The 25,870-nt window shown below is 68.1% G+C and carries 29 protein-coding genes; 18 read left to right on the top strand and 11 right to left on the bottom strand.

Going from position 1 to position 25,870, the window contains the following annotated elements:
- Positions 1-109: 109 nt before the first annotated feature.
- On the top strand, positions 110-952 hold the full coding sequence (gene folP / locus KQ304_RS10940) for a dihydropteroate synthase (RefSeq protein ID WP_259737117.1): 843 nt from the start codon (positions 110-112) through the stop codon (positions 950-952).
- A gap of 10 nt (positions 953-962) precedes the next feature.
- Here folP and katG read toward each other — a convergent pair whose 3' ends face one another.
- Together katG and KQ304_RS10930 are read right to left on the bottom strand one after the other, a co-directional pair.
- Positions 963-3,185 (bottom strand): catalase/peroxidase HPI, encoded by a 2,223-nt coding sequence (katG, locus tag KQ304_RS10935; RefSeq protein WP_259737116.1) that lies wholly within the window; start codon positions 3,183-3,185, stop codon positions 963-965.
- 143 nt (positions 3,186-3,328) lie between these two features.
- Positions 3,329-4,102 (bottom strand): SDR family NAD(P)-dependent oxidoreductase, encoded by a 774-nt coding sequence (locus KQ304_RS10930; RefSeq protein WP_259737115.1) that lies wholly within the window; start codon positions 4,100-4,102, stop codon positions 3,329-3,331.
- A gap of 129 nt (positions 4,103-4,231) precedes the next feature.
- On the opposite strand from KQ304_RS10930, the gene KQ304_RS10925 reads away from it, so the two are divergent.
- A complete protein-coding gene (locus KQ304_RS10925) occupies positions 4,232-5,203 on the top strand; it encodes a glutathione S-transferase family protein (protein ID WP_259737114.1) in 972 nt (323 codons plus the stop codon).
- Here the strand turns inward: KQ304_RS10925 and KQ304_RS10920 are convergent.
- On the bottom strand, positions 5,190-9,212 hold the full coding sequence (locus KQ304_RS10920) for a magnesium chelatase subunit H (protein ID WP_259737113.1): 4,023 nt from the start codon (positions 9,210-9,212) through the stop codon (positions 5,190-5,192). The genes KQ304_RS10925 and KQ304_RS10920 overlap by 14 nt on opposite strands.
- A gap of 142 nt (positions 9,213-9,354) precedes the next feature.
- Here KQ304_RS10920 and dapB point away from each other — a divergent pair, with 142 nt between their 5' ends.
- The 5 genes from dapB (at position 9,355) to KQ304_RS10895 (ending at position 12,802) form a co-directional block, all read left to right on the top strand.
- Positions 9,355-10,212, top strand: a complete 858-nt coding sequence (gene dapB, locus KQ304_RS10915) for a 4-hydroxy-tetrahydrodipicolinate reductase (protein ID WP_259737112.1) — start codon at positions 9,355-9,357, stop codon at positions 10,210-10,212.
- A gap of 4 nt (positions 10,213-10,216) precedes the next feature.
- Complete coding sequence (locus KQ304_RS10910; RefSeq protein WP_259737111.1) at positions 10,217-10,861, top strand: hypothetical protein; 645 nt, start codon at positions 10,217-10,219, stop codon at positions 10,859-10,861.
- 67 nt (positions 10,862-10,928) lie between these two features.
- Positions 10,929-11,216 carry a high light inducible protein gene (locus KQ304_RS10905; RefSeq protein ID WP_259737110.1) on the top strand — a complete coding sequence of 96 codons (288 nt, stop codon included), beginning with the start codon at positions 10,929-10,931 and terminating at the stop codon, positions 11,214-11,216.
- A gap of 103 nt (positions 11,217-11,319) precedes the next feature.
- Positions 11,320-12,573, top strand: coding sequence for an FAD-dependent monooxygenase (locus KQ304_RS10900; RefSeq protein WP_259737109.1), 1,254 nt, complete (start codon positions 11,320-11,322; stop codon positions 12,571-12,573).
- Positions 12,574-12,589: 16 nt separating this feature from the next.
- Complete coding sequence (locus KQ304_RS10895) at positions 12,590-12,802, top strand: DUF2949 domain-containing protein (protein ID WP_259737108.1); 213 nt, start codon at positions 12,590-12,592, stop codon at positions 12,800-12,802.
- 21 nt (positions 12,803-12,823) lie between these two features.
- Here KQ304_RS10895 and KQ304_RS10890 read toward each other — a convergent pair whose 3' ends face one another.
- On the bottom strand, positions 12,824-13,381 hold the full coding sequence (locus KQ304_RS10890) for an adenine phosphoribosyltransferase (protein ID WP_259737107.1): 558 nt from the start codon (positions 13,379-13,381) through the stop codon (positions 12,824-12,826).
- 51 nt (positions 13,382-13,432) lie between these two features.
- Between KQ304_RS10890 and KQ304_RS10885 the strand changes: the two genes are divergently transcribed.
- The 4 genes from KQ304_RS10885 (at position 13,433) to KQ304_RS10870 (ending at position 15,420) form a co-directional block, all read left to right on the top strand.
- Entirely contained in the window at positions 13,433-14,014 is a 582-nt protein-coding gene (locus KQ304_RS10885) for a DUF3038 domain-containing protein (RefSeq protein WP_259737106.1), read from the top strand.
- Positions 14,011-14,649, top strand: coding sequence for a DUF4335 domain-containing protein (locus tag KQ304_RS10880; RefSeq protein ID WP_259737105.1), 639 nt, complete (start codon positions 14,011-14,013; stop codon positions 14,647-14,649). Before KQ304_RS10885 ends, KQ304_RS10880 begins: the two co-directional genes overlap by 4 nt.
- 63 nt (positions 14,650-14,712) lie before the next feature.
- Positions 14,713-14,955: a hypothetical protein gene (locus KQ304_RS10875; RefSeq protein ID WP_259737104.1), complete on the top strand. Its 243-nt coding sequence runs from the start codon at positions 14,713-14,715 to the stop codon at positions 14,953-14,955.
- A gap of 12 nt (positions 14,956-14,967) precedes the next feature.
- Positions 14,968-15,420, top strand: coding sequence for a hypothetical protein (locus KQ304_RS10870; RefSeq protein ID WP_259737103.1), 453 nt, complete (start codon positions 14,968-14,970; stop codon positions 15,418-15,420).
- A gap of 18 nt (positions 15,421-15,438) precedes the next feature.
- On the opposite strand, the gene KQ304_RS10865 is transcribed toward KQ304_RS10870, so the two are convergent.
- Positions 15,439-15,942 (bottom strand): EF-hand domain-containing protein, encoded by a 504-nt coding sequence (locus KQ304_RS10865; protein WP_259737102.1) that lies wholly within the window; start codon positions 15,940-15,942, stop codon positions 15,439-15,441.
- Between the two features lie 182 nt (positions 15,943-16,124).
- Here KQ304_RS10865 and KQ304_RS10860 point away from each other — a divergent pair, with 182 nt between their 5' ends.
- From KQ304_RS10860 to KQ304_RS10845, 4 genes are all read left to right on the top strand, one after another.
- Positions 16,125-16,850 (top strand): response regulator, encoded by a 726-nt coding sequence (locus tag KQ304_RS10860; RefSeq protein WP_259737101.1) that lies wholly within the window; start codon positions 16,125-16,127, stop codon positions 16,848-16,850.
- A gap of 3 nt (positions 16,851-16,853) precedes the next feature.
- A complete protein-coding gene (locus tag KQ304_RS10855) occupies positions 16,854-18,218 on the top strand; it encodes an ATP-binding protein (RefSeq protein WP_259737100.1) in 1,365 nt (454 codons plus the stop codon).
- Positions 18,219-18,283: 65 nt separating this feature from the next.
- Positions 18,284-19,291 (top strand): polyphosphate kinase 2, encoded by a 1,008-nt coding sequence (gene ppk2 / locus KQ304_RS10850; protein ID WP_259737099.1) that lies wholly within the window; start codon positions 18,284-18,286, stop codon positions 19,289-19,291.
- Between the two features lie 59 nt (positions 19,292-19,350).
- Entirely contained in the window at positions 19,351-19,677 is a 327-nt protein-coding gene (locus tag KQ304_RS10845) for a hypothetical protein (protein WP_259737098.1), read from the top strand.
- 208 nt (positions 19,678-19,885) lie between these two features.
- Here KQ304_RS10845 and KQ304_RS10840 read toward each other — a convergent pair whose 3' ends face one another.
- Positions 19,886-20,380 carry a hypothetical protein gene (locus tag KQ304_RS10840; RefSeq protein WP_259737097.1) on the bottom strand — a complete coding sequence of 165 codons (495 nt, stop codon included), beginning with the start codon at positions 20,378-20,380 and terminating at the stop codon, positions 19,886-19,888.
- Between KQ304_RS10840 and KQ304_RS10835 the strand changes: the two genes are divergently transcribed.
- The gene (locus tag KQ304_RS10835) at positions 20,379-20,783 is read left to right on the top strand and encodes a hypothetical protein (protein ID WP_259737096.1); all 405 of its coding nucleotides are present in this window, start codon (positions 20,379-20,381) and stop codon (positions 20,781-20,783) included. The two genes, KQ304_RS10840 and KQ304_RS10835, sit on opposite strands and share 2 nt — an antisense overlap.
- On the opposite strand, the gene KQ304_RS10830 is transcribed toward KQ304_RS10835, so the two are convergent.
- The 3 genes from KQ304_RS10830 to KQ304_RS10820 form a co-directional block, all read right to left on the bottom strand.
- Positions 20,731-20,940, bottom strand: a complete 210-nt coding sequence (locus KQ304_RS10830) for a hypothetical protein (protein ID WP_259737095.1) — start codon at positions 20,938-20,940, stop codon at positions 20,731-20,733. The genes KQ304_RS10835 and KQ304_RS10830 overlap by 53 nt on opposite strands.
- 123 nt (positions 20,941-21,063) lie before the next feature.
- On the bottom strand, positions 21,064-21,315 hold the full coding sequence (locus KQ304_RS10825; protein ID WP_259737094.1) for a DUF6737 family protein: 252 nt from the start codon (positions 21,313-21,315) through the stop codon (positions 21,064-21,066).
- A gap of 13 nt (positions 21,316-21,328) precedes the next feature.
- Complete coding sequence (locus KQ304_RS10820) at positions 21,329-21,571, bottom strand: hypothetical protein (protein ID WP_259737093.1); 243 nt, start codon at positions 21,569-21,571, stop codon at positions 21,329-21,331.
- Between the two features lie 103 nt (positions 21,572-21,674).
- Here KQ304_RS10820 and KQ304_RS10815 point away from each other — a divergent pair, with 103 nt between their 5' ends.
- Both KQ304_RS10815 and KQ304_RS10810 read left to right on the top strand, forming a co-directional pair.
- Positions 21,675-22,886, top strand: coding sequence for a glycosyltransferase (locus tag KQ304_RS10815; RefSeq protein ID WP_259737092.1), 1,212 nt, complete (start codon positions 21,675-21,677; stop codon positions 22,884-22,886).
- 140 nt (positions 22,887-23,026) lie between these two features.
- The gene (locus KQ304_RS10810; RefSeq protein WP_259737125.1) at positions 23,027-23,695 is read left to right on the top strand and encodes a sugar transferase; all 669 of its coding nucleotides are present in this window, start codon (positions 23,027-23,029) and stop codon (positions 23,693-23,695) included.
- On the opposite strand, the gene KQ304_RS10805 is transcribed toward KQ304_RS10810, so the two are convergent.
- On the bottom strand, positions 23,689-24,798 hold the full coding sequence (locus KQ304_RS10805) for a CobD/CbiB family cobalamin biosynthesis protein (RefSeq protein WP_259737091.1): 1,110 nt from the start codon (positions 24,796-24,798) through the stop codon (positions 23,689-23,691). The two genes, KQ304_RS10810 and KQ304_RS10805, sit on opposite strands and share 7 nt — an antisense overlap.
- Positions 24,795-25,856 carry a hypothetical protein gene (locus tag KQ304_RS10800; RefSeq protein ID WP_259737090.1) on the bottom strand — a complete coding sequence of 354 codons (1,062 nt, stop codon included), beginning with the start codon at positions 25,854-25,856 and terminating at the stop codon, positions 24,795-24,797. The genes KQ304_RS10805 and KQ304_RS10800 overlap by 4 nt, the downstream gene beginning before the upstream one ends.
- Between the last annotated feature and the right edge of the window lie 14 nt (positions 25,857-25,870).

Below are 25,870 nucleotides of genomic sequence, written 5' to 3'. Positions count from 1 at the left end.
AGGGGCCAGCGACCTGCTCAGTTTCCCATGGACCCCAGGCGCGGCTGCTGGGGGCTGAGGATGGATGGCGCCAACGGCAGCGCCGACCATGGCCTCCAGTAGTGCATCGATGGAGCCTGGGGCCGCCCTGGCCTGGGGCACCCGCACCTACGTGATGGGGGTGATCAACCTCACCCCTGATTCCTTCAGTGATGGCGGCCGCTTCGATCGTCCTGCCGCCGCCCTGGCTCAGGCCCGGGCGATGCTGGCCCAGGGGGCGGATCTGCTGGATCTCGGTGGCCAGAGCACCCGGCCGGGGGCGGCTGTGATCAGCGCCGAGCAGGAGCTGCAGCGGCTGTTGCCGGCCCTGGAGCTGATCGGCAGGGCCTGCGCCCTGCCAGGCGGCCCGCTGCTCTCGATCGACACCTTCCGGGCCCCGGTGGCCGCCGCTGCCCTGGCGGCTGGGGCCCACTGGATCAATGATGTGAGCGGCGGCCGGCGCGATCCCGAGATCCTGGCGGTGGTGGCGGAGCATGGCTGCCCCTATGTGCTGATGCACAGCCGCGGCGACAGCGGCAGCATGGACGGGCTGGCGCACTACAGCGATGTGGTGGCCGAGGTGCGCCAGGAGTTGCTGCGTGCCACTGACAACGCCCTGGCGGCGGGTGTTCGCGCTGATCAGCTGATCTGGGATCCGGGGCTGGGCTTCGCCAAGACCACCGAGCACAACCTCGCCCTGCTGCGCGGGCTCGCCGAGCTGCGCCGCGACGGGTTTCCCCTGCTGGTGGGCCCCTCGCGCAAACGCTTCATCGGCGCGGTGCTGGATGAACCCCGGCCCCGCGCCCGGCTGTGGGGCACGGCGGCGGTCTGCGCCCAGGCGATCACCCAGGGCGCCGATGTGCTGCGGGTGCACGATGTGGGCCCGATCGCGCAGACCGCCCGGATGCTGGATGCCATCCTCCGCCCCACCTAGAGAGGGCGCTTCAGCTGGAGCTGGAGGGGGAGCCGTGGGAGGCGTCAGGGACGAGATCGAGGGTCATCACCTTGCTCCAGGCCGCGGCGAAGTCGGCCACGAACCGGGCCGGGCCGTCGTTCTGGGCATACACCTCCGCCAGGGCCCTCAGCTGGGAGTTGGAGCCGAACACCAGGTCCACGCGGCTGCCGGTCCAGCGCAGCTCGCCGCTGTGGCGGTCGCGCCCCTCAAAGCTGTCGCCGTTCTGGGCGCTGGGGGTCCACACCGTTCCCATGTCCAGCAGGTTTACGAAGAAGTCGGTGCTGAGGGTGCCCACGCGCTGGGTGAACACCCCATCGCCTGAGCCGGCCGCATTGGCGCCGAGCACCCGCAGCCCGCCCACCAGCACCGTCATCTCCGGTGCGCTCAGGCCGAGCAGCTGGGCCCGATCGAGCAGCAGTTCCTCCGCCGGCACGATGAAGGCCCGCTTCTGGTAGTTGCGGAAGCCATCGGCCTGGGGCTCCAGCACCGCAAACGACTCCACGTCGGTCTGCTCCTGGGAGGCATCGCTGCGGCCCGCTCGGAACGGCACCTCCAGCCGATGGCCGCCGGCCGCGGCCGCGGCTTCCACCGCCGCCCCGCCCGCCAGCACGATCAGATCCGCCAGTGACACCTGAGTGCCATCGCTCTGGGCGGCGTTGAAGCCCCGCTGGATCTCCTCCAGCACCGCCAGCACCCGCGCGAGCTGCTCGGGCCCGTTCACCTCCCAGCCGTTCTGGGGTGCCAGGCGCAGGCGAGCGCCGTTGGCCCCGCCGCGTTTGTCGGAGCCGCGATAGGTGCAGGCTGAGGCCCAGGCGGTGGCCACCAGCTCAGGCAGCGTGAGCCCGGAGGCCAGCACCCGCTCCTTGAGCTCGCTGATGGCGGCGGCGCCGATCAGGGGATGATCCACCGCTGGAATCGGGTCCTGCCAGATGAGGTCTTCGCTGGGCACTTCGGGGCCGAGATAGAGCGCCTTCGGGCCCATGTCGCGGTGGGTGAGCTTGAACCAGGCGCGGGCGAAAGCGTCGGCGAAGGCCGGCTGGTCGGCGTGGAAGCGGCGGGCGATCGGCTCGTAGATCGGATCGAAACGCAGCGACAGATCAGCCGTTGTCATCATCGGCCGATGGCGCTGGCTGGGGTCGTGGGCGTCGGGAATCAGGTGCTCCTCGCGCACATCCTTGGCCCGCCACTGCCAGGCACCGGCCGGGCTTTTCTCCAGCTCCCACTCGTAGCCGAAGAGCATCTCGAAGTAGCCCCGGTCCCAGGTGGTGGGGTTGGGCTTCCAGGCGCCCTCGATGCCGCTGGTGGTGGCATCGCCGCCCTTGCCCGTGCCGAAGCGGTTGTGCCAGCCCAGCCCCTGCTCCTCCAAGGTGGCGCCCTCCGGAGCGGGCCCCACCAACTCCGGATCGCCGGCCCCATGGGCCTTGCCGAAGGTGTGACCGCCGGCCACCAGGGCCACGGTCTCCTCGTCGTTCATGGCCATGCGCGCAAAGGTTTCGCGCACATCGCGGCCGGAGGCCACCGGGTCGGGAACGCCATTGGGGCCTTCGGGGTTCACGTAGATCAGCCCCATCTGCACCGCAGCGAGGGGATTCTCCAGCTCGCGCTCACCGCTGTAGCGCTCATCGCCGAGCCAGGTGGTCTCGCTGCCCCAGTAGATGTCCTCCTCCGGTTGCCACACATCCACGCGGCCACCGCCGAAACCGAAGGTGGGAAAGCCCATCGATTCGAGGGCACAGTTGCCGGCCAGGATGATCAGATCGGCCCAGGAGAGGCGGTTGCCGTAGGTCTGCTTGATCGGCCAGAGCAGCCGCCGGGCCTTGTCGAGGTTGCCGTTGTCGGGCCAGCTGTTGATCGGCGCCAAGCGCTGGTTGCCGGTGCCGGCGCCGCCACGGCCATCGCCGGTGCGGTAGGTGCCGGCGCTGTGCCAGGCCATGCGGATGAACAGACCGCCGTAGTGGCCCCAATCCGCCGGCCACCAGTCCTGGGAGTCGGTCATCAGGGCATGGAGATCCCGCTTCACGGCGGCGAGATCCAGCTCGTTGAAGGCCTCGGCGTAGTGGAAACTGGCCCCGAGCGGATTGGCGGCCGGCGCATGCTGATGAAGGATGGCCAGGTTGAGCTGGTGGGGCCACCAGTGGCGGTTCGACTGATCTCCGGCGCTGGTGGGCGCTCCGGAGCGGCCCGCGAAAGGGCACTGGCTGATGGCGGTCATCGACGGTCTCCGGGCAAGCGACGGGGGCTGGAGTGCTGGAGTTATCCATCTCGACCGTATGCAGCAGCGCCGCCGTGAACCGATGGCCAACACAATCCGTAGCGGCGGTCCCGCTCCTGGATTGGAGGCCAGCAGCCGCTTGATTAGGGCGCGATGATCAAGCCGCCATCCAAAGGAAGCGAAACGCCCTGGATGAAATTGGAGGCGGCACTGGCCAGAAACAGGGCCACAGTGGCCACTTCCCTGGGCTCTCCAAAACGCTGCAGTGGAATTCTTTTTTCCTTGCTTTTTCTGGCCTCTGCCATCGCGGGATCATCCCAGATCTCGTGGCCCATCTGGGTCAGAATCACCGTGGGGCAGAGGGCATTCACCTGAATATTGGAGGGCCCCCACTCAACGGCCATCGTTCTGGTGAGCTGGTTGAGGGCTGCTTTGGAGGCGCCATAGGCAGCCAGTCCTGGGCTGCCAATGAAGGCCCCGATCGAGGAGATGTTGATCACCTTCCCATGTCCTCTCTGGATCATCGGCGGAACAATCGCCTGAGAGAGCAGCAGGGCTGAGCGCAGGTTGAGCGCAAAGACCTCGTCCCAATCCCGCTGGCTGGTGTCAAGAATCGAGTTGACCCTGGCGATGCCGGCATTGTTGACAAGAATGTCCCACTCCGGGGCCAGATCCAGGGCTTGCCTGCCGGCCTGCATTGCCCCCTCGATCGAGGAGAGGTCGGCTTCGATCACGCAGCACTGTCGACCCTGACTCTCCACCAGACGTTGGACCCGGTTCAGCCCATCGCGGTTCCTGCCGATCACGCCGATGTCGGCTCCAGCTTCAGCGAAGCGCTCGGCGATGGCGGCCCCGAGGCCCTTGGATCCTCCGGAGATCAGAGCCCTTTGGCCATCCAGTCGAAAGTCGCTTGACATCGCCAGCCCGTTGGTTCCCCGCCCTGAACTGATGGCCCTGAGCGGATTGGCGCCCAGGCGCGGCAGAGGCTTTAGGGACTGACCCTACCGGCCCTCGCTGGGTACGGTGGGCGCCGTTGGAGTGCAGGCGTGGGATTGCTGATTGATGGGGTCTGGCACGACCAGTGGTACGACACCAGCAGCAACGGCGGCCGCTTCATCCGCTCCAGCTCACAGTTCCGCCACTGGATCACACCGGATGGCCGGCCCGGCCCCAGCGGCGACGGTGGATTTGCCGCTGAAGCGGATCGCTATCACCTCTACATCTCTCACGCCTGCCCCTGGGCTCACCGCACCGCCATCTTCCGCAGCATCAAGGGGCTGGATCGGATGGTGTCGCTCTCCGTGGTGCACTGGTACATGGGCGAGCAGGGCTGGACCTTCCAGCCGGGTGATGGCGTGATCGCCGACCCGATTCACCACGCTCAGGTGCTGCATGAGATCTATACGGCCACCGATCCGCACTACAGCGGCCGGGTGACGGTGCCGCTGCTGTGGGACAGAGCGACGGGGCAGATCGTGAACAACGAATCCTCGGAGATCATCCGCATGTTCAACAGTGCCTTTGATGGCCTTGACGTCGCCCCCGGCGACTACTACCCCGAAGCCCTCTGGGAGGAGATTGATCGGATCAACCAGCGCATCTACGACACGGTGAACAATGGCGTCTACCGCTGCGGTTTCGCCACCAGCCAGGAGGCCTACGACGAGGCCATCCAACCGCTGTTCGCCAGCCTTGATGAGCTGGAGCTGCGGCTGGCGGATCAGCCTTACCTGCTGGGCAGCCGGCTCACCGAAGCCGACTGGCGGCTGTTCACCACCCTGGTGCGTTTTGATCCGGTCTATGTGGGCCACTTCAAGTGCAATCTGCGCCGCATCGCCGATTACCCCAACCTCAGCCGCTATGTGCGGGAGCTCTACGGCGTCCAGGGGGTGGCCGACACCGTGAACATGCAGCACATCAAGGGGCACTACTACCAGAGCCACCCCAGCATCAACCCCTCCGGCGTGGTGCCGGCGGGGCCGATGATCGACTGGATGGTGCCCCTCAAGGAGCCGTGACGCCCTCGATCCGGTCTTCGATCTCCTGGTAGATCTCCTGCAGCTGGGCGATGTTCTCCTCGCTGGTCTCCCAGTAGCCGCGGCCGTTCACTTCCAGCAGGGTGCCGACGATGCGGCGGAAGCTGTGGGGGTTGAGCTCCATCAGCCGCTTGCGCATCTCCTCATCGTTGATGAAGGTGTCGTTGGCCTCCTCGTACACGAAGTTATCAACCGCGCCGCTGGTGGCGCTCCAGCCCAGGGTGAAGTTGAGCCGTTTGGCCACCTCCCGCACGCCCTCGTAGCCGGAATTGAGCATGCCCTCATACCACTTGGGGTTGAGCAGCTTGGTGCGCGAGTCGAGCCTGATCGTTTCGCTCAGGCTACGCACCTGGGCGTTGGCGGTGGTGGTGTCGGCGATGTAGCTGGTGGGTGCCTTGCCGTCGTCACGCAGGCCGGCGATCAGCTTGGTGGGGTCGGAGTCGAAGTAGTGGCTTACATCGGTGAGCGAGATCTCAGCGGAATCCAGGTTCTGGAAGGTGACATCGGCGGTTTTCATCGCCGATTCGAACACCTCGCGGTTCTGGTTCATCTCACCGGGGTTGTCGGCGTTGAAGGCGAAGGTTTTGCGGGAGAGATACATCTCCTGCAGTTCTCCCTCCTCCTCCCAGGTGCTGTTCTCCACCGCCAGGTTCACATTCGAGGAGTAGCTGCCGCTGGCATTGGAGAACACCCGGGTGGCCGCCTGCCGCAGGCTGATGCCCTGGGCTGTGGCCTGCTCCTGGGAGTGCTTGCGCACGAAGTTCAGCTCCAGGGGCTCATCGGCCTCGGCGGCCATCTTCACCCCCTGATCGATCAGGCCCATCTGGTTGATGAACAGATCGCGGAACACGCCGCTGCAGTTCACCACCACATCGATGCGGGGGCGGCCCAGCTCTTCGAGTGAGAGCAGCTCCAGCTTGTTGACGCGGCCGAGGGAATCCGCCACTGGTCGCACGCCGATGAACCAGAGGATCTGGGCCAGGGATTCGCCGTAGGTCTTGATGTTGTCGGTGCCCCAGAGCACGCAGGCGATCGTTTCCGGCCAGGTGCCCTGCTCGGCCTTCTGGCGCTCGATCAGCCGGTCGACCACCACCTTGGCTGCCGCAATGGCGGCGCGGGTGGGAATCGCCTGGGGATCGAGGGCGTGGATGTTCTTGCCGCTGGGCAGCACGCCGGGGTTGCGGATCGGATCACCGCCGGGGCCGGGGATCACGTATTCGCCATCGAGGGCCCGCAGCAGGCTCTCCATCTCCATGTCGGCGCAGATCTGCTCCAGGCAGAAGCGCAGGTAGCCGAACAACTTGTCGAGCTCGGCCCCATCCACGGCGGCAAAGCCGGAGCCGCGGCAGGAGCTCAGCCAGGGGCTGGGGCGCTCGTAGCCGAAGCGCTCCAGCAGCGCGAAGAACCAGCCGAAGCGGCCCTTGAGATCCACCCGGCCATCGCTGCCGGTCACCGCCCGCACCATCGACGCCACCGCGGCGCGGCAGGCCTCGGTGATCCGTTGGTTGAGCTCCACATCCGCCAGCACGCCGGCGTCGTTGCCGCGGTACACCGCATCGATGCTGCGGCCGATGCTCTCAGCCAGCAGGGCCGGCAGGCTGCGGTAGCCCTCCTCCTGGCGCTCCAGGGCGGCGATGCTCACCAGGGTGGCGATCGCCTCCTCGGCGGTGGGCGGCTTGCCGATCGTGTGCAGGCCGCAGGGCAGCAGCCGGCTCTCGATCTCCATCAACTGGCTGTAGAGCGCCCCCACCACGCCGTCGCGGCCGTCGAGGTCGAGCTCGCTGGCATCCACCTCCGGCAGGACCACGTCCTTGTCGAGGTTGCACTGGCGGGCCGTTTCCACGATCGCGTTGACGATCTGGACGCCGCGGCTGCTCTCACGCAGCTGCTGGTAGGAGCCCACCAGCTCGCCCAGTTCCTTCAGGCCCCGGTAGAGGCCGGCATTCTCGGCCGGCGGGGTGAGGTAGCTGATCGTGGCGGCGTAGCCCCGCCGCTTGGCGATCGTGGCCTCCGAAGGGTTGTTGGCGGCGTAGTAATAGAGATTCGGCAGGGCGCCGATCAGCGAATCCGGGTAGCAGGTTTCGCTCATGCCCATCTGTTTGCCGGGCATGAATTCCAGCGAGCCGTGGGTGCCGAAATGCAGTACCGCGTCAGCGCCCCAGACCTTCTCGAGGTAGGTGTAATAGGCGGCGAAGCCGTGGTGGGGGCTGGCGCTGCGCGAATAGAGCAGCCGCATCGGATCGCCCTCGTAGCCGAAGGTGGGCTGCACGCCCACAAAAACGTTGCCGAAGTGGCGGCCGTAGATCAGCAGGTTGGTGCCGTCGCTGTTGAGGTTGCCGGGGGGCTTGCCCCAGTTCTCTTCGAGCCGCTCGGAATAGGGGGTGAGCCGCTCATACTCCTCCACGCTCATGCGGTGGGCGATCGCCAGCTCCGGTGCCCCCTGCAGGGCCTCGGGATCGTTGATCACCGCCTCCATCAGCGCTTTGGAATCCCGCGGCAGATTCTGCACGTCGTAGCCCTTGCGCTTCATCTCCTCGAGCACCCGGTGGATGGAGCCGAAGACATCGAGGTAGGCGGCGGTGCCCACGTTGCCCTTGTCGGGCGGGAAGCTGAACACCGTGATCGCCAGCTTCTTGTCGAGGCGGGGCTTGGTGCGCAGGGAGGCCCAGCGGATCACCCGCTCGGCGATGGCCTCCACCCGGTCCTGCAGGGTGTGGGCCTTGCCGGTGGCGTCATCGCGCCCCGACAGCACGATCGGCTCGATGGCGCCATCGAGTTCGGGGATGGCGATCTGCAGGGCCACCTGCACCGGGTGCAGACCCAGATCGCTCTCCTCCCACTCCTGGGTGGTCTGGAACACCAGCGGCAGGGCCACCATGTAGGGGCGGTTCAGCTTCGAGAGCGCCTCGATGGCGCGGGGGTGGTCCTGGCGGGCCGGGCCGCCGATCAGGGCAAAGCCGGTGAGGCTCACCACCCCGTCCACGATGGGCTGGTCGGGATCGAGCGGGTCGTAGAAGAAGGCCTTGACGGGCTTGGAGAAATCGAGCCCGCCGCAGAACACCGGAATCACCGTGGCGCCGCGGTATTCCAGCTCCTGGATCACGGCCACGTAATGGGCCTCATCACCGGTGACGATGTGGCTGCGCTGCAGCACCAGGCCGATCACCGGACCACCCCTGGCCTTCTCGCTCAGGTCGGCGCGGCTGGCGTTCCAGTTGAGGTATTCCTTGAGGTCTTCGAACATCCCCGGCGCCAGGGGATGCCAGAGGCCCAGATCCGGGAACACCACCGGCTCCGCCACCTCCAGGGCGGGCCTGTCGCTGTCACCCCGGGGGAACACATATTTATCGGCCAGCATCAACAGCAGGTTGCGCAGGTTGTCCGGCGTTCCCCCCAGCCAGTACTGGAAGCTGAGCATGAAGGAGCGGGCGTCCTGCGCCTTCTCCACCGGCAGATACTTGAGAACCGTGGGCAGGGTGTTGAGCAGTTTCAACATCGCGTCCTGGAAGCCGGCGCCATTGGCCTCCTTGCGCTTCTTCATGAAGCTGGCGATGGCGCTCTTGCTCTGGCCCAGCTGGGCCATCGAGAAGGTGCCGAGCTTGTTGAGGCGCATCACCTCCGGCATCGAGGGGAAGACAACCGCCGCCTTGAGCCGATCGCGGTGGGGCGCCACCGCCTCCACCACCTTCTGGGCCAAATCTTCGATGAAGATCAGCGAGGCGATGAACACATCGGCTTCGGCCACATCGGCGCAGAAGGCGGCGTAGTTCTCCGGATCGCGCAACTCCTCGATCAGGTAGCCGCTCAGATCCACCGCCAGGGCCGGGTTGGTGGCATTGAGGCTGGTGGCCGCCTGGGTGAGGGCGTTCTGGTACTGGGGCTCGAGCACCACATACACCGCCCGCATCACCGCCCGCCCTTCACTGCCGGCTGGGGCCTCGCCGTTGCCGGGGCTGACCCGGCGGTTGGCGGAGCGGACCTGCGTGAACATCGGCGCTGGGGTTGAGCAATGTGAAGGAGCTTACGAAAGCTCCTTCGGCCGCGCGACTTTGCGCCCCAAGGCGTTACAGGAGCGCCGCCGGCGCTGGAATCGAGGCCATAGGCTCCCCCCACGCAACAGCCATGCCCGGCCCATGACCCCCAGCGACGCGTCCCCTGCCTCGATCCCGGTGGTGGTGGCCGGCGCCCTCGGTCGCATGGGGGCCGAAGTGGTCCAGGCGGTGCTGGCGGCGGCGGATTGCCACCTGCTCGGCGCCATCGATACCACCCCCGACAAGGAGGGGGCCGACGTGGGCCTGGAGCTGGGCCTGGGGGAACTGGAGGTGGCGATCACCGCTGATTTCGAGGGCTGTCTCTGCCAGGCCAGCCAGGCGGTGCGGGGCGATGGCCCCGGGGCCGGCGCGGTGCTGGTGGATTTCACCCACCCCTCGGTGGTCCATGAGCACACCCGCGCCGCCATTGCCTATGGCGTGCATCCGGTGATCGGCACCACGGGACTGAGCCCCAGGCAACTGGGGGAGCTGGGGGTGTTCGCCGAGAAGGCCGGCATCGGCGGTGCTGTGATCCCCAACTTCTCTGTGGGCATGGTGCTGCTGCAGCAAGCTGCGGCCGCCGCCGCCCGCTTCTACGACTTCGCCGAGCTCACCGAACTGCACCACAACCGCAAGGCCGATGCCCCCAGCGGCACCTGCCTGAAAACCGCCGAGCTGATCGAGGAGCTGGGTAAAACCTTCAATGCGCCCCAGGTAGAGGAGCACGAGACGCTGGCGGGCTGCCGTGGCGGTCAGCGGGAGAGTGGCCTGCGGCTGCATTCCCTGCGCTTGCCGGGGCTGGTGGCCCACCAGGAGGTGATGTTCGGTGCCCCCGGCGAGACCTACACCCTGCGCCATGACACGATCGAGCGCTCCGCTTACATGCCCGGCGTGCTGCTGACCGTGCGCCGGGTGCGTCAGCTGCAGGGCCTGGTCTATGGGCTGGAGCGCCTGCTCTGACGCCATGATCATTCCCCTGAAACCCGGTGAACTGCAGCGGCTGATTCCGGCGGTGGCCAGCGGGCCCCAGTTCAGTTTCTGCAGCGGCAACCCCCAGAAAATTCTGCAGCGGGTGCTGATTTCCGTGATCGGCGGGGTGATCGCGCTGCTGATCGCCCAGAGCCAGTTCTCCTATCGCTTCGGCTCGATCTGGCTGGTGGCGGGCTTTGTGCTGCTGCTTTACGTGCTCTGGGGCCCAATCCTGGAGGCGGGCCGCAAGAACGCCACCCTGCGCCGCTACCCCAAGGCGGCGCTCTACGAGGCGCGGGTGGGGGACCTGTTCACCAAGGAGCTGGTGGAGCAGCGCAAGGAGCAGGCGGATCAGCGCGGCCGGCTGGAGCTGGTGGAGAACCGGCGCACCTGGCTGTCGCTGGAGCTGGAAGACGACGACGGCTACCTGGGTTCAGTGCGCTTCCCGATGGAGAAGAAGCACAAGACGATCCGCCGCGGCATGGTCGTGCGCGGCCTGGTGCTGAGCGAGCGCCCTGATTTCTCGCGCATCGATGCCATGAGCGACGCCTGGATCCCGCAGCTCAAGGCCTGGGTGGGTGAGTACCCCTACCTGCTGCGGCCGGCCTTTGAGGAGCTGTGCCTGCGGCGGCTGCGCTGAAACACAGAACAGGGCTTTACGTTCCGCAATAATGCGTTACAGTGTGTTCATCGATACGGAGACCCCCATGGCTCAAGCCACCGCCACCGCTCCCTCCAACGACTCCCCCATCACCGCCAGTGAGCGCGCCACCATCCGCGGCGCCACCGTCACCACCGAAGACGGCGGTCGCCTCAATGCCTTCGCCACCGAGCCCCGCATGGAAGTGGTGAGCCCCGAGAGCGGCTGGGGTTTCCACGAGCGCGCCGAGAAGCTCAACGGCCGCATGGCCATGCTCGGCTTCATTGCCCTGCTGGCCACCGAAGCCGCCATGGGCGGCGAAGCCTTCACCCGCGGCCTGCTCGGCATCGGTTGAGCCCTGCCGGCTGATCACCCATCGCATCGCAATCACCCACTGGCCGCAGCAGACTTTCTGTTGCGGCTTTGTTGTGGCCGCCACTGAGCCTGCCACTGAGCCCATGAGCGCCCTTGCCCTGGCCCCTGTGCCGGCCCCCACTCCTTCTTGGCGCACTGATCGCCTGCCCCAGCTCCGGGCCCGCGTCCTCGGTGGCGGCCCCACCGGTGCCCTGACGGCCCTGGCCCTCGCCCAGGCGGGCTGGCGGGTGCAGCTCATCGATCCCCTCAGCGGCTCCCAGCTGCAGGCCCGCCGCCGCGCCTATGCCCTCAGCCACTCCAGTCGGATGTTTCTGCAGCGCCTGGGCCTGTGGGAGCTGCTGTCGGAGGTGGCGGTGCCCTTTCGCTCGCTGCGGCTCTGCGATCTGGAGGCGGGGCGAGCGATCGGTTTCGGTCTTGACGACGTGGGATCCGGCGGGACCCGCGCCGATGGGGCCGAGGCTGTGGGCTGGATCCTCCAGCATCAGCCGCTGATGCAGCGCCTGCTGGAGCAGCTCGAGGCCCATGCCGGCATCAGCCTGAGCCTGGGGGATGTGGCGTCTCCTGGGGGCAACGCCGAATCTTCCGGGTCAGCGGGCCCCCAGCTGCCCGACCTGCTGGTGGCCGCCGATGGCAGCGCCTCTCCCACCCGGCGCTCGGCGGGGATCCGGCGCTGGCGCCTGCCCTACGCACAGGCCTGTCTCACCGCCCAGGTGCGCCTGCGCGGCTCGGCCCCCGACCAGGCCTGGGAGCTCTTCCGGCGCGAGGGGCCCTTCGCCGTGCTGCCCCTGGGCGACGGCACGACCCAGCTGGTCTGGAGTGCTCCGGCCGAGCGGCTGGGCCGGCTGGAGGCGCTTGATCCTGTGGCCTTCCTCGATGCCCTCGCCACCGCCCTGCCAGAGCGCCTGCAGCCCGAGGCGCTGCTGGAGCGGCCCAGGGCCTTTCCGGTGGCCCTCGAGCTCGCCCGCCGCTTCCACCGCGGCTCGCTGGCCCTGGTGGGGGAAGCCGCCCACCGCTGCCATCCGGTGGGCGGCCAGGGGATGAATCTCTGCTGGCGGGATGTGGAGGAGTTGCAGCGGCAGGCCCTGCGGGCCGCCGCTGGGGAGCTCCCGCCTGCCGCGGTGGCTGCCGCCTACGGTCGCCGCCGCTGGGCCGATGTGCTGCTCACCCTGCTGTTCACTGATCTGCTGGTGCGGATCTTCTCCAACCGGCAGCCGCTGCTGCTGAGCTGCCGCCGCCTGGCGCTCGACCTGATGGCCCGCTCCAGATCCCTGAGGCACCTCAGCCTCAAGGCCATGACCCTGGGCCCTTGCCGGCTGCCCTCCCGCTGGTCACAGTGAGCTCTCAGGTGATCCGATGGTGATCAGCACCTCCCCCCAGCCGATTCCCTCCTCCGCTCTGGTGCGCTATCTGCGCCACGACCAGGGTCTGAGCGAGAGCGCCCTGGCGCTGGGGATCCGCCAGGCCGATCAGGAGCAGGCCCCGCTGCCGGTGATCCTCTGGCGCTTCGGCTTGATCAGCCTCGACCAGTTCGACCAGGTGCTGGCCTGGCAGGACCAGCAGACCTGAGCCCAGGCAGGCCCCCTGGGCTCAGTCGTAAATGATCAGCGATTCCACGGGATGCTCACCCGGCAGGCGCCCCCGCCCGCCCAGACCAGCCAGCTCCGCCACGAATCCATAGCCGCAGAGATCGCCGCCGGCTTCGTTCACCAGCTGGGCACAGGCTGCGGCGGTGCCGCCGGTGGCCAGCAGGTCGTCGATGATCAACACCCGCGGGCCACCCGCGAGGGCGTCGTGCTGGATCTCGAGCCGGTCGTGGCCGTATTCCAGGGCGTACTCCACGGCTCGCACCCGGCCGGGCAGCTTGCCGGGTTTGCGCACCGGCACAAAGCCGAGTTCCACCGTCGTGGCCAGGGCCGTGCCCACGATGAAGCCCCTCGATTCGATGCCCACGATCAGATCCGGGCGCAGCTGCGCACAAACCCCCGCCAGCAGGCGCATCACTTCCTTCCAGCCGCCGGGATCGCGCATCAGCGGTGTGAGGTCGCGGAAGAGGATGCCGGGCTTGGGGAAATCAGGCACATCCCTGACCAGTCCTCGCAGATCAATGGGTTCGCCCGGCTCGGGGGATGCGCTGCTCAGGGCCATAAAAGAGCGATCGGGTGACGGATCGGCGTCGGCGCTGGCATCATCGCAGCCATGGCCGACGTCACGATCACCGCTCCAACCGCGGCAGCCGCTGTGGAGCAGCCCTTGCCACCACGTCCTGCCGCTCGCCTCTCGCGCCGGGGGCTGGAGCGCCTCGACCTGATGCTGCTCAGTGTCGAGGCGCTCGATCTCAACGGCGGCGAAGCGATGGTCTGGATGGCCAGCCAGCTGGGCTTCGGCTCGCTCTTCCCCAACCGTGTGGAGCTGTGGAAGCGTCGCTGCTACAACCCCTTGAGGCTGGCCTGCCGGCGGGGGGAACTCAGCGAAGCTGAAACCGATGCCCTGATCAGCCTGCTCTGTGCCATGGCTGAGCGCCTCTACCCGATGCTGCGCCAGCTGCTGTCGGCCTCCGAACCCGAAGCGACCACCCAGCAGCGCTGGCAACTGTTCCGCACCCGCCTGGACGAACTGGTGCGTGAGCGCCTCAACCCCCGCCGTGGTGGCGTGCAGAAGTTGTTGGATCCCCAGGAGGGACCCAGGCTGCAGCGTCAGCTGGTGCAGGGGCTGGCCTTTGGCTCCGGCCGGGGCGGCTTCGACCGGCTCAAGGCCAGCTTGATGGATGCCGCAGCATGAAACTCAGCTATCGCTACGAGCAGACCAGTTGCCGCCTGCGCATCGATGGACTGCCTGACCTCTCCGCCGGCCACGGCCCCGAGGTGATCGGCATCCTCTCGGGCTGGGAGATGGATCTCGCTGGCCATCCCACCCTGGAGGGCAAGCGCGACCATCTCCACGCCCTGCTGGCCACGGTGCTGCCCTACGCGCGCCAGCTGGTGAGCTCGGTGCCCCGTCCGGTGGGAGCGAGCACCGGTCCGGTGCAGATGGAGCCGATCACCTCCTCCAGGGGCGGCCTGCGCAACCGTCCGGCCCACCGCCTGCGTCTGCACAGCAGCCAGCCCGACACCCAGCCCCTGGAGCTCAGCTTCGATGACGCCGAGCTGGCCGACCTGGTGCGCTGCCTCGATCAGCTCCGGCTTGATTCCCGCGTTCAGCTGGGGCTGACCCTGCCCCCCGACCGCCCTCTGCTGCGCCGCGAGATCCTTGAGCGTGTGCCCAAGCGCCAGCGCCTGGCCGCCCCTGCCGCCGGCCTGGCCGCTCTGGCAATCACCGCCGCCATCGGCCTGATGGTGCCCCTACCGCGGCGTACGGCCACACCGGCTGCGAGCCCCGCGGCCACCCCCACCTCACCGCTCACCCCTCCCCCCTAGGAGCCCTCCCCATTGACGATGGAGACGACACAGCCATGACCACGACCCCATGACCACAAACCCATGACGACCAGCTGGTCAGAACTGCGACGACGGGTGAATCGTCTGGGGGCCTCCCTGGATGTGGTGGTGCGCAGTGATCCCGAGGTCTGTGGCCTCAGCGGCAAGGACTTTCATCTCTCGCTCCACCATGGCGGCCAGGGGGACTGCACCGTGGTGGGTCTCAGCCTGGTGGACTGTCCCAATGAACTGGTGCTGCTGGAATTCGAGCGTTGGATGCGCGGCGCGGGCTACACGCTCGATTGAGATGTCGTCGCTTTGAAACCTCACCTGCTGGATACCGGCCGCCAGGGCCAGTCGCCCCGCAAGGTGTTCTCGCGCCAACGGCGAGGCGGATCCCTCTGGCGGGAGGTGGGGATGGCGCTGCTGAACGGGGTGGCTGGGACCGGCGTGTTGCTGCTGCTGATGCAGCTCCCCAGCCGCTGGGATTCACTGCTGCTGATCAGCAAGGTGATCAGCTTTTTGATCCAGGGTCTGAGCCAGGTCGGCCAGGGGCTCATCAGCCTGACGGTGGGCCTGCTGCAGGCCTTGGTGGTGCTGCTGCTGCTGGGGCTGGCGATCGTGGCGATGCTGCTGCTGATCAATGGGGTGTACCGCCTGCTGCGCCTGGCGATGCCGTGGCTGGGAGGGGCGCTGGCCCTGCCGGTGGCTCTGGCACGGCTGGCCTGGTCGGTGGTGCGGATCCGGCCGCCGGATCGTTCCGACCGCTGAGCTTGTGCGGCGCTCCGATCAGGGGCGGGGAGCCAGCGACCGCCTCGACTCCCACAGCTCCTGCAGGCTGACGGCCCCATCGCGATTGAGGTCGATCTGTGCGAACCGCCGGTACAGCCAGGGGAAGGAGCGTGCTTCCTGACGGCTGAGCCGACCGTCGCCGTTGCGGTCCGACTGGGCAAACACTGTGCGCAGCCTTACCCCCAGCAAGGCCTTCTGACGGGGGGCGAGGTCACTGGGCAACAGATAGCCCCGGCCCTGCTGGTCCAGCCGCTGAAAATTGGTTTCCAGATAGGGCTGACCCCGGCTTTCCTGGGGCGTCAGCCTGCCATCGCGGTTGCGGTCGAGCCGCTCGAACCAGACCTGCATTCTCTGGTGGTACAGCTGCAGTGAACGGGTGTCCTCGGCGCGCCCCGGCAGGGCCTGGCCCAGCACCAGCACCAGCAGTGCAACCCACAGTCTCAGCGGGCCCAGGCCGGCAGCGAGGTTGAACCTGGGTCTGGAGCTGAAGGATGGCGCCATGGCGCTCACCTTATGGACAGAGGCAGGCCTGGTCAGCCCCTGGGGCCGCCGCCGCTGGCGGCAAGCCATGACCGGACCTGTCTGCGGGGCGGCGCAGTCATCTTTGGCAAGGCGCGCCGCTCACTCACCCCTGGGCGCGGAGGGTTCCGCTCCATACAGTCGGGCCAGCTGCGGCCACCGCCTTGAGCCGAACCCACACCATCTGGGTGGTCGATGACGACCCCGAACTGCGCCAGTTGCTGGGCACCTACCTCACCGACCAGGGCTATGAGGTGCGCTGCCTCACCGACGGCCGCCAGCTGATGGCCCGCCTGGAGTTTCAGCGCCCTGATCTGGTGGTGCTCGACCTGATGCTGCCCGGCGACGACGGTCTCACCCTGCTGCGGCGCCTGCGTGATGCCAGCGATGATCTGCCCGTGGTGATGCTCACCGCCCGCGGCGAAGCCGTGGACCGGATCATCGGCCTGGAACAGGGCGCCGACGACTACCTGGCCAAGCCGTTCCTGCCCCGGGAGCTGATGGCCCGCATCGAAGCGGTGCTGCGCCGCCGCGGCACCCTGCCGGCCGGCACCCCCCTCGCCGATGGCGAACTGGTGACCTTCGGCAACAACGTGCTGGACCTCTCCGCCCGCACCCTGGAGCGCGAGAGCCAGCCGGTGACGATCACCAGCGGCGAATTCAGCCTGCTGGCCGCCTTCGTGCAGCACCCGCACCGCCCCCTGTCGCGGGAGCGTCTGATCGAGCTGGCCCGGGGGCCCGCCAGCGACACTGACACCCGCAGCATGGATGTGCAGGTGTCACGGGTGAGGCGGCTGGTGGAGCCCGATCCCAGCCGGCCGCGCTATCTCCAGACGGTCTGGGGCTATGGCTACGTCTTCGTTCCCGACGGCCAGCCCCGCAACCGCTGATCCATGGCCCCCTCGATTCGCTCCGCTGCCCTGTCGTTGCGCCTTGGAGTGTTCTTTCTGGGGGGATGGGCCCTCAGCCTGGTGCTGCTCCAGGCGCTGCTGGGCACCCGGATCGGCCAGGCCCAGATTGCCCAGATGGGTCCCCAGGTGGCCCTGAATCTGCGGCTCACGGAGCTGGCTCTGGAGCGCTTTCCGCCGGCCACCGTCTCCCAGCTCAGTGGCCTGCAGCTGGGGGTGGGCCAGCCACCGCGACGGCCCCGCCGCTGGGGTCTGCTGGGTCAGGGGGACGACGTGCGCCTGGATCGTCAGGCCGATCAGCTGCAGCTGGAGCTCTGCCGCCGGCTGCCCCGCTGCCCCGAGGTGGTGCCCAACCACGGTGCGGCCCGTGGCGTCTGGATCGAGCTGGCTTCACCCCTGGAGCCGGTCTGGCTCTATGCCCCCATCCGCCCGCGCTTCGGCTGGCCGCCCGACCCGTTGCTGGTCACCCTTTCACTGGTGAGCGGCAGCGTGATGGCAGGGGCCCTGTTCCTGCTTCTGGAGGTGCAGCGGCCGCTGCAGCAGCTGGAGCGGGCCCTGGCGCGGGTGGGCCTTGAAGCGCAGCCAGAGCCCATGCCCCAGCGGGGCGCCCCCGAGGTGCGCCGCCTGGCCCAGCGCTTCAACGCCATGCTCCAGCGCCTGCAGGACAGCGAGCAGGAGCGGGCGACGATGCTCGCCGGCATCGCCCATGACCTCAAGACCCCCCTCACGCGCCTGCGCCTGAGGCTGTCGCTGCTGGGGGATGCCTCCGCCAGCGCCAAAGCCGGGGCTGACCTCGATGACCTCGAGCGGATCACCGGTCAGTTCCTGCTCTTTGCCGGCGGCGGCGGCGGGGAGGATGTGGTGAGCGTGCCTTTGGCGGAGCTGCTGGCGGAGCTGGTGGCCCGTTACGACGGCCAGCCGGTGGAGCTGGATCTGGCCCCCGTCACCGCCACGGTTCAGCCGATCGCCCTGGGTCGTGCCGTGGCCAACCTGATCGACAATGCCCTCAGCTACAGCCAGCCGCCGGTGCGGCTCGTGCTGCGGGCCTGGCAGGAGGATGGCTTCGAGATCCAGGTGTGGGACCAGGGGGAGGGCATCGCCGAGGGTCAGCGCTCGCAGGCGCTGATGCCTTTCCAGCGGCTTGACGAGGCGCGCAGCGGCAACGGCCACTGCGGTCTTGGTCTGGCGATCGCCCAGCGGGTGGCCCGCACCCATGGCGGCGAACTGCGCCTGGGGGCTGAGCCCCTGGTGGCCCCCTCGCCCCAGGAGGCTCCAGGACGGTTCTGCGTGAGCCTGAGCGGTCATTCCCTGATCGATGGTCGTGTCAGGGCCTCAACAATCTGTGCTTGACGGAGACCCGATTTCCGAAGACGCCCCTAGACAGGAGCTATCGACGGGGTTCGGAGCTGAGCTGGATGGGCAAAGGCAAAGGCAAGGGCGAAGGCAAGAAGGGCCACGCCGGCAAGCACGGCTCGACCGGGACCAAGCTCAAAAAAGGCAGGCATGGAGATTCCGGCTCGGGGTCTTCCTCTGATGGCGCTCACTCCAGCTTTCCCGCCAATGGTCAGCACGATCGCTATCACCCCTCCTTTCTCGTTGGTGAACATGAAGACGAGCTGGGTGCGCTCCCCGAAGACAAGGTTCAAAAACTCAGCAAAAAGTTCTACGAGAAAGAGCTGGAGAAACTCCAGGTCGAACTGGTGAAGATGCAGTACTGGGTGAAGCACGTGGGCTTCCGCCTGGTCATTCTCTTCGAAGGCCGTGATGCCGCCGGAAAGGGTGGAGCGATCAAGCGCATCACCGAACCACTCAATCCTCGTGGCTGCAATGTGGTGGCCTTGGGCACGCCCTCGGATCAGCAGCGCACCCAGTGGTATTTCCAGCGCTATGTGGAGCACTTCCCGGCCGCCGGAGAAATCGTGATGTTCGATCGCAGTTGGTACAACCGCGCCGGCGTGGAGCGGGTGATGGGCTTCTGCAGCGATGAGCAGGTGGATGAGTTCATGCAGTCGGCCCCTCAGTTCGAGCGCATGCTGGTGCGCTCCGGCATCGTTCTGCTCAAGTATTGGTTCTCCGTCAGCGACGAGGAGCAGGAAGTGCGCTTCCGCTCCCGGCTGGATGATCCGGCTCGCCGCTGGAAACTCTCACCCATGGATCTGGAGTCACGCGACCGCTGGGTGGAGTTCTCGAAGGCCAAGGACCAGATGTTTTCCCACACCAACATTCCGGAAGCGCCCTGGTTCACCGTCGAGGCCGACGACAAGCGCCGGGCTCGCCTCAACTGCATCCGCCATCTGCTCTCGAAGATTCCCTACGAAGACATGACCCCAGCTCCGATTGAGCTGCCTCCGCGTAAAACTGTTGGTGATTACTACCGCCCGCCGATGAACGAGCAGTTCTTTGTCCCCAATGCCTATCCCTGAGCCCACGATCTCTGAGCCCACAGCGAAACATCTCCGACCTGCTCCACTGCCCTCTGGCCATGACCCGCTCCGATGATGATCCGGCCCTGGGGCCGGACTCCTCCCTGACCGTCCCGGCCACGGCTCCCCTGCGCGGGCCCGAGGGCAGCCTGCTCTACACGGGCAGTGACGGCCGCCAGTACATCGTCTGCGGCGATCCATCCCAGGCCCTCGATCAGGATCTGATGGCCTCATTCCAGGCCCTGCGCTCGGGAGCGCCGGCCCTGGAGGCCCTGATCCAGGCCGCCCAGGACTGGGTGGATGAGGCCACCGACCAGGGGCTGACGCCGGAGGTGGCCCGCCGCACCCTGCTCTCGCGGCTCAGTCAGGCCCTCGACGACGCGTAGGCCCTGCCCGGCAGAGCGCTGATCAGTTCAGGCGATCAAACCAGAAGCCGGCCAGCTGCCAGCTGCTCCAGAGGAAGATCAGCAGGAACAGCCAGTTCAGCCAGGCGGGACGTTGCTTGTTCTCCAAACCCATTGGCCTTGGTGGCGGTAGCCCCCTCAACCTATCGGCCCGGTTGCTCGCATCCTCCCGCTCACGGCAGCGGCGTCCCTAGGGGCTGCAGGGGATCAACTCCCCGGAGGAGTCGCTCTGGCACTGCCCCCAGCGGCGGCCGCTGGTGTCATCGAGCCAGCGCAGCACGCGGGGCTCTCCCTGCAGACCTCCCGCCGCCGGCAGCGTGATCACGGCCAGCCTGGCCGTGCCGCGCCGGTAGTCGAAGCGGCAATAGCCCTGCCCGGTGCCGGAGCAGCCACTGAGGCTGGCCAGGGGGGTGCTGGAGCGCTCCCGGTCCAGCTCGGTGCTGCTGGCGCTCCCGGCGGGCCGCCAGCCCAGCTGCAGCAGGCGTTGATCGGCCATGCCAATCGGTTCACCCACGCGCAACAGGGAGGCCAGGTCGAGGTTCTCGCCTTGGCGCTGCTGGGCCAGGGCCAGTCCGGCGCCACCGAGCAGAGCCAGCAGCAGCACGGCCCCGAGGGAGCGGCCGCCCCAGCGCTCGATGGGACAGCCAGGGCACTGGTGAAGCAGACCGTCTTGAGCTGTTGCCATGGACATCCCCGCGGTGTATTCCTTTCTGGGTTTTCCCGGCTGGGCACCTGTTCACCTCTACCTTCCCCATCAGGGGGATCCAGCCGGGGCCGCCCTGAGGCTGGGTGCCGCCCTTGAGGCCTGCCGGGCTGATGGCCATGGCCCCGGGGGTCTGGTGGCCGGGTTCCTGCGCTGTCACCGCCAGTCGGAACCGCTGGGTTCGCCGGAGTTTCGCCGTGATTGCCGCTATCGCTACCTGATCGTGTACCGGCCCCAGGGGCGCTGGCCGTTGCGGATCACCGCCTGGCGGCATCCGCTGGCTCAGCAGGGCTGGCGGCGACGCTGCGGACCGATCGAGCTGGAGGGATTCCTCAGGCGCTTCCATCCATGCCGGGGATCGCAGCAGCCTCTTTATTGCGCCTGAGGTCGTGGAGGCCCTCCAATTGGTTGTAGACCGCCAGCAACTGCATGCGGATGTGATCGGTGTTCTCCAGCTTGGCGAGGTTGGCGAGGACTGCTTCGATCTGGTCCTTGCTGTCGATCAGCAGCCGGCATTCACTGGTACCGGGTTCGTAACTCATGGGGACTGGTGGGTGGGAAGGAACGGAATGGTGTGCGCCCTCGGCAGCGTGCTGTGACCACCATCCAACGGAAAGGCTGGGGCTGATGCTGTCGGATCGGTTGCATTTCAACCGAATGCCCCTTCAGCCGCTGTCATCCGACCCTGACAGGCTAGCCAGCTGGCTGGGCATCAGCACCAGGAACAGCCACCACCACAGCAGCACGGCTGCGGCCAGTGGAACCGTCAGCCACCAGAGCCCCAACCAGAGCCAGCTGCCGGCGATCAGCAGCACTCCGGTGAGCAGGATCGACCAGGGCTGGCACCACCAGGGTTTGAGCTGCCAGATCGACACCTCCCCCGGCACTGGAGTTGGCTCGCCGGGGGGCTCGCTCATCGCTTCGGTGGCATCAGGAATGGAATAGAAGCACCAGGCCCATGCGCAACTGGTGGAACTCCCGCTCCTCGCGGCTGAGGTCCAGCCCCACGTCGAGGCCTTCCTTGAGGGCGGTCTCGTAGGGGGGGATGGAGGGTGCAGCTCCAGCACGCCAGAGGGCAGCGATTCCCACGGGAGTGGCATGCCAGCTGAAGCATGGGGTGAGGCCGATCGAGGGTTCCTCGAGGGCGTCTTCAAGCAGGTCGCGAATTGGCATGGCTGGCTGGGCTGCGTTCAGCATCCAGATCCAGGCCTGAGCACGCAATCAGCTGAGAGTTTTCGTGATGTGATTGGCCTGGCACGGGCCCTACGGTGCCGCCATGTCAGGACTTCCAAGCCGGATCGCCCTCGTGCATGAGTGGTTCACCCCCCGCTCGGTGGGCGGGGCTGAACTGGTGGTGCAGCAGATCGATCGCTTGCTGGGCGAGGGCCGCCCCGCCGCCAGCCTCTTTGCCCTGGTGGATGGCGAGAGTGCCCGGCCGGGCAGCTGGCTGCAGGGGCGGCGCATCCAGACCAGTTTCATCCAACGGCTGCCGTGGGGGGTGAGCCATGTGCAGCAGTACCTGCCGCTGCTGCCCCTGGCGATCGAGCAGCTGGATCTGGCCAGCTACCCTCTGGTGCTCAGCAGCAACCACCTGGTGGCGAAAGGGGTGCTCACCGGCCCCGACCAGCTTCACATCAGTTACGTGCACACACCGGTGCGTTACGCCTGGGATCAGATGCAGGCCTACCTGGCCGGTTCCGCCATCGCCCGGGGTCCCCTGGGTCCGTGGGTGCGCTGGCAGCTGCATCAGCTGCGCCAGTGGGATGTGAGCAGCAGCGCCCGGGTCGACCACCTGCTGGCCAACTCCCGCTTCACGGCGCGGCGGATCTGGCGTTGCTGGCGTCGCTCCAGCCAGGTGCTGCATCCGCCGGTGGCGGTTGACCGCTTTCGCTGGGACCTGCCCCGCGACGACTTTTACCTCTGCCTCTGCCGCCTGGTGCCCTACAAGCGGGTGGATCTGGTGATCGAGGCCTGCAACCGCCTTGGTCTGCCCCTGCTGGTGGTGGGCGATGGCCCGGAGCGGGCCCGCCTGCAGGCCCTCTCCGGCCCCACGGTGACTCTGCTGGGGGCCTGTTCCGCCGAACGGGTGAGCGACCTGATGGGTCGCTGCAGGGCCTATCTCTACGCCGGCCTGGAGGATTTCGGCATCGCCCCGGTGGAGGCCATGGCCGCCGGCGCTCCGGTGATCGGCCTCGGCCAGGGAGGGCTGCTGGACACGGTCCGCTGCCTCAGCGCCGAGGCACCCCATCCCACCGGCCTGTTGTTCGAGCAGCAGAGTTCTGCGTCGCTGGTTCAGGCGCTGGAGTATTTCGAGCAGGGACAGTTGTGGCACCGCCTGCCGGCGGAACGCCAACGTCAGTGGGCTGAGCGCTTCTCCCCGGAGCGTTTTCGCCAGCGACTGCAGGCGGTTCTGGATCACCGCTGGCAGGGGCATCAGCGCCGCCTGCGGCGCTGTGCCTCTGGCCTGAGTGACCGCGAGAGCTGGTGAGTTGACGATTCAATTTTTAGAGTTCCATGACATTGGGGGCGTTGATGTCCGGTACGTCGCTCAGCGCCTATGAAGCCGCCGGCCCCGTTCCTGCTGCCCGGCCTCTGCAGCTGGTGCCTCCGTTTGTGGTCGCTGATTCGATGACCACGGCGGTGCCCACGGCCGAACAGCTGATCCGGGCGCAGTCAAAGCGTGCCCGGGTGCTCAAGCGCAGCGGCGACATTGTCTTCTCTCTGGCGGTGCTGGCCCTCGGCAGCCCCCTGCTGCTGCTGGTGGCCGTGCTGGTGAAGATCAGCTCGCCGGGGCCGGTCTTCTATGTGCAGCGCCGCATCGGCCGGGGCTACAAGGGCTTCGGCTGCATCAAGTTCCGCACCATGCGCCGCGACGCTGATCGCATCCTCAAAACGCTCCTGGAGCAGTCGCCCGAACTCAAGGCGGAGTTCAAAAAAGACTTCAAGCTCAAGGCCGATCCGCGCATCACCCCGATCGGAGTCTTCCTGCGTCGCTCCAGCCTCGACGAGCTGCCCCAGTTCATCAACGTGCTCAAGGGCCAGATGAGCGTGGTCGGCCCGCGGCCGATCGTCTGGGATGAACTGGAGCGCTACGGCCGCCAGATGGATGCAGTGCTGGCGGTGCGTCCGGGCCTCACCGGCCTCTGGCAGGTGTCGGGCCGCAACAACCTCAGCTACGACGCCCGCGTCAAGCTCGATGTCAGCTATGCCCGTCGCCGCACGGTGCTGCTGGACCTGGCGATCATCCTGCGCACGGTGGGGGTGATCCTCTACCCGCGCGATCGCGGCGCCTACTGAACCTGGCCCAGGGCCAGCAGCAGCGGCAGGCTCACGGCCAGCCAGAGGGCCTCAAGGCGGCTGCTCAGCGCCAGGATCAGGCCCACGGAGTTGGGATCGGCCCCCGGAAAGCCTCGGCCCAGGATCGGTTTGGCTCGGGCCACGCCGCCGTAGTGGTTCACGCCCCCCAGTTGAGCCCGGGCCGCCAGGGCATAGGCCGCCATCGACACCCCGGCATTGGGGGAGGGATCGTCCCGCCCCTGGCGCAGGGCTTCGCGCCCGAGCCCAGGGCTCTGCCCAGGCCGGCCGTCAGCGGCCGGCAACGTGAAGGCCACCAGCCGGGCGGGCAGCCAGGTGAGCAGGTCGTCGAGGCGGGCGCCGGCGGTGCCCAGCCAGCGCAGCCGGCCGCGCCGGTAGCCGAGCATCGAATCGAGGGTGCTGGCGGCCTTGTACATCCAGGCCAGGCTCAGGGGGCCCGGAGCCCCGCCAGCGGTCCCAAAGATCACCCAGATCCCGGCCCCGGCCAGAATCCAGAACAGGGGCCCGAACAGCCCATCCACGGCATTTTCGGCGGCGGTCTCGGCCGCGGCGCGCAGCATCTCTGCCCGGCTGAGCCCCTGCACATCCCGGCCAACGATCCAGGCCAGCCGGCGGCGAGCCTCCTCCAGGCCCTCCAGCTGTTCGGGGTCATCAGGGTGTGGAACGGCTGCGGCGGCCGAGCTCCCCAAGCCGTCGATCGGGGCCAGCACCCCCCGCACGGCCCTCTCCAGGCTGCCGCCGGCCAGGGCACTGGCCAGGCAGACCAGCAGCAGCGGCAGCCCGAGCCAGGCCAGCGGGGCGGGCAGGCTCAGCGCTGAAGCCGACGCCAGCGCCAGTTGCTCCACACCCCATCCCGTCAGGCCGCTGAGCCCCACCACCAGGGTGGTGAGGCCCACGCCCACCAGGCGCAGCCGGCGGGGCTGATCCCCCGCCCAGCGCTCGCCGGGAGTCCGCAGCCGCTGGATCAGCCAGCCCATCGCCTGCACCGGATGAGGCCAGCCGATCGGATCGCCCAACAGGCGATCCAGGGCACAGGCCAGCAGCACCAGCAGCCAGAGCGGCAGCGGCTGCTCCAGCGCGATCACGCCGGCCGGGGGGCGCGTGCCAGGGCCGGGGGCAGCGCCAGCGCCGCCACAGCGAACAGGCCGATCTGAAGGGGCAAGGCCACGGGCAGGCCGAGCAGCTGGGCCATCAGCCCCATGGCCAGGCTGCCCAGCAGGCCGCCGATGGCCCCGGAGCGCGCCAGGGTCTGCCAGCCCAGAGCCTCGTCTTCCAGGTGAACGAGGCCCCGCACCTGGCCCAGGTCGCTGGCCTGGGCCAGGCCACCCATGGGCAGGAACAGCAGCAGCACCCCCCAGCCCGGCAGCCAGCGGGTCGCGCCGAGCAGCAGGGCCATGGCGAGATAGCGGCAGGCTCCCTCCCGGCGCGCATCCCCCTGGCCCCGCGCCGCCGGCCACCAAGCCAGGCCCCAGTTCCCGCCCAGGCTGCGCCCCAGCCCGTAGGCCGCCAGCACAAGGCCGAAATCGAGGCAGGTGCCGGCTTCCACCTGACGCACCCACAGGGGCAGCAATCCGAACAGCCCGCCGAAGAGCAACCCCTGCAGGGCACAGCGCCAGCTGAACGCCAGCGGGACAGGCGGGGCTTCAACCCCGGGAGCCTGGCTGCGTCCCCCACCAGCCCGGGCCTGGCGGGCCAGGGGCAGCACCGGCAGCAGCAGCACCAGGGCCTGGCTGAACTGGAGCAGGGCGCGGCCGATCGGAAAGAGCAGGGCACCAAGTTCGCCGGCACGCCGCAGCTGTTCCATCGGCCGTTGGTGCACCGCCAGCAGGGTCTGCTGCAGGGGCAGGGCCGTCATCTGGGTGCCGAGCGCCACGGCCAGCACCGAAGTCATCGCCAGCAGCACGGGAACGGCGGTGGTGGGAGCCGGGGCACCCACGGCCTCGTGGCTGCTCGCCCCCAGGCCCAGCAGCACCATCACCGCCAGCAGCTGCAGGAACACCCCAGCCAGAGGGCGGCGGATCAGGGGCAGCAGCGCCGGCAGGGTGACCAGGGCCGGCAGCAGGCTGTTGAGCAGCGGTGACGGGTTGAGGCCGCTCACCATCCAGGCGGCGGCGGCCAGGGTGGAGCCCAGCTTTGAACCCACCGCTGGGCGGCTGG

This window comes from Synechococcus sp. CS-1329 (assembly GCF_025128055.1).
GTDB lineage: Bacteria > Cyanobacteriota > Cyanobacteriia > PCC-6307 > Cyanobiaceae > Regnicoccus_A.
The sequence above is the reverse complement of the archived record's forward strand: the minus strand, read 5'-3'. Positions and strand labels throughout refer to the sequence as shown.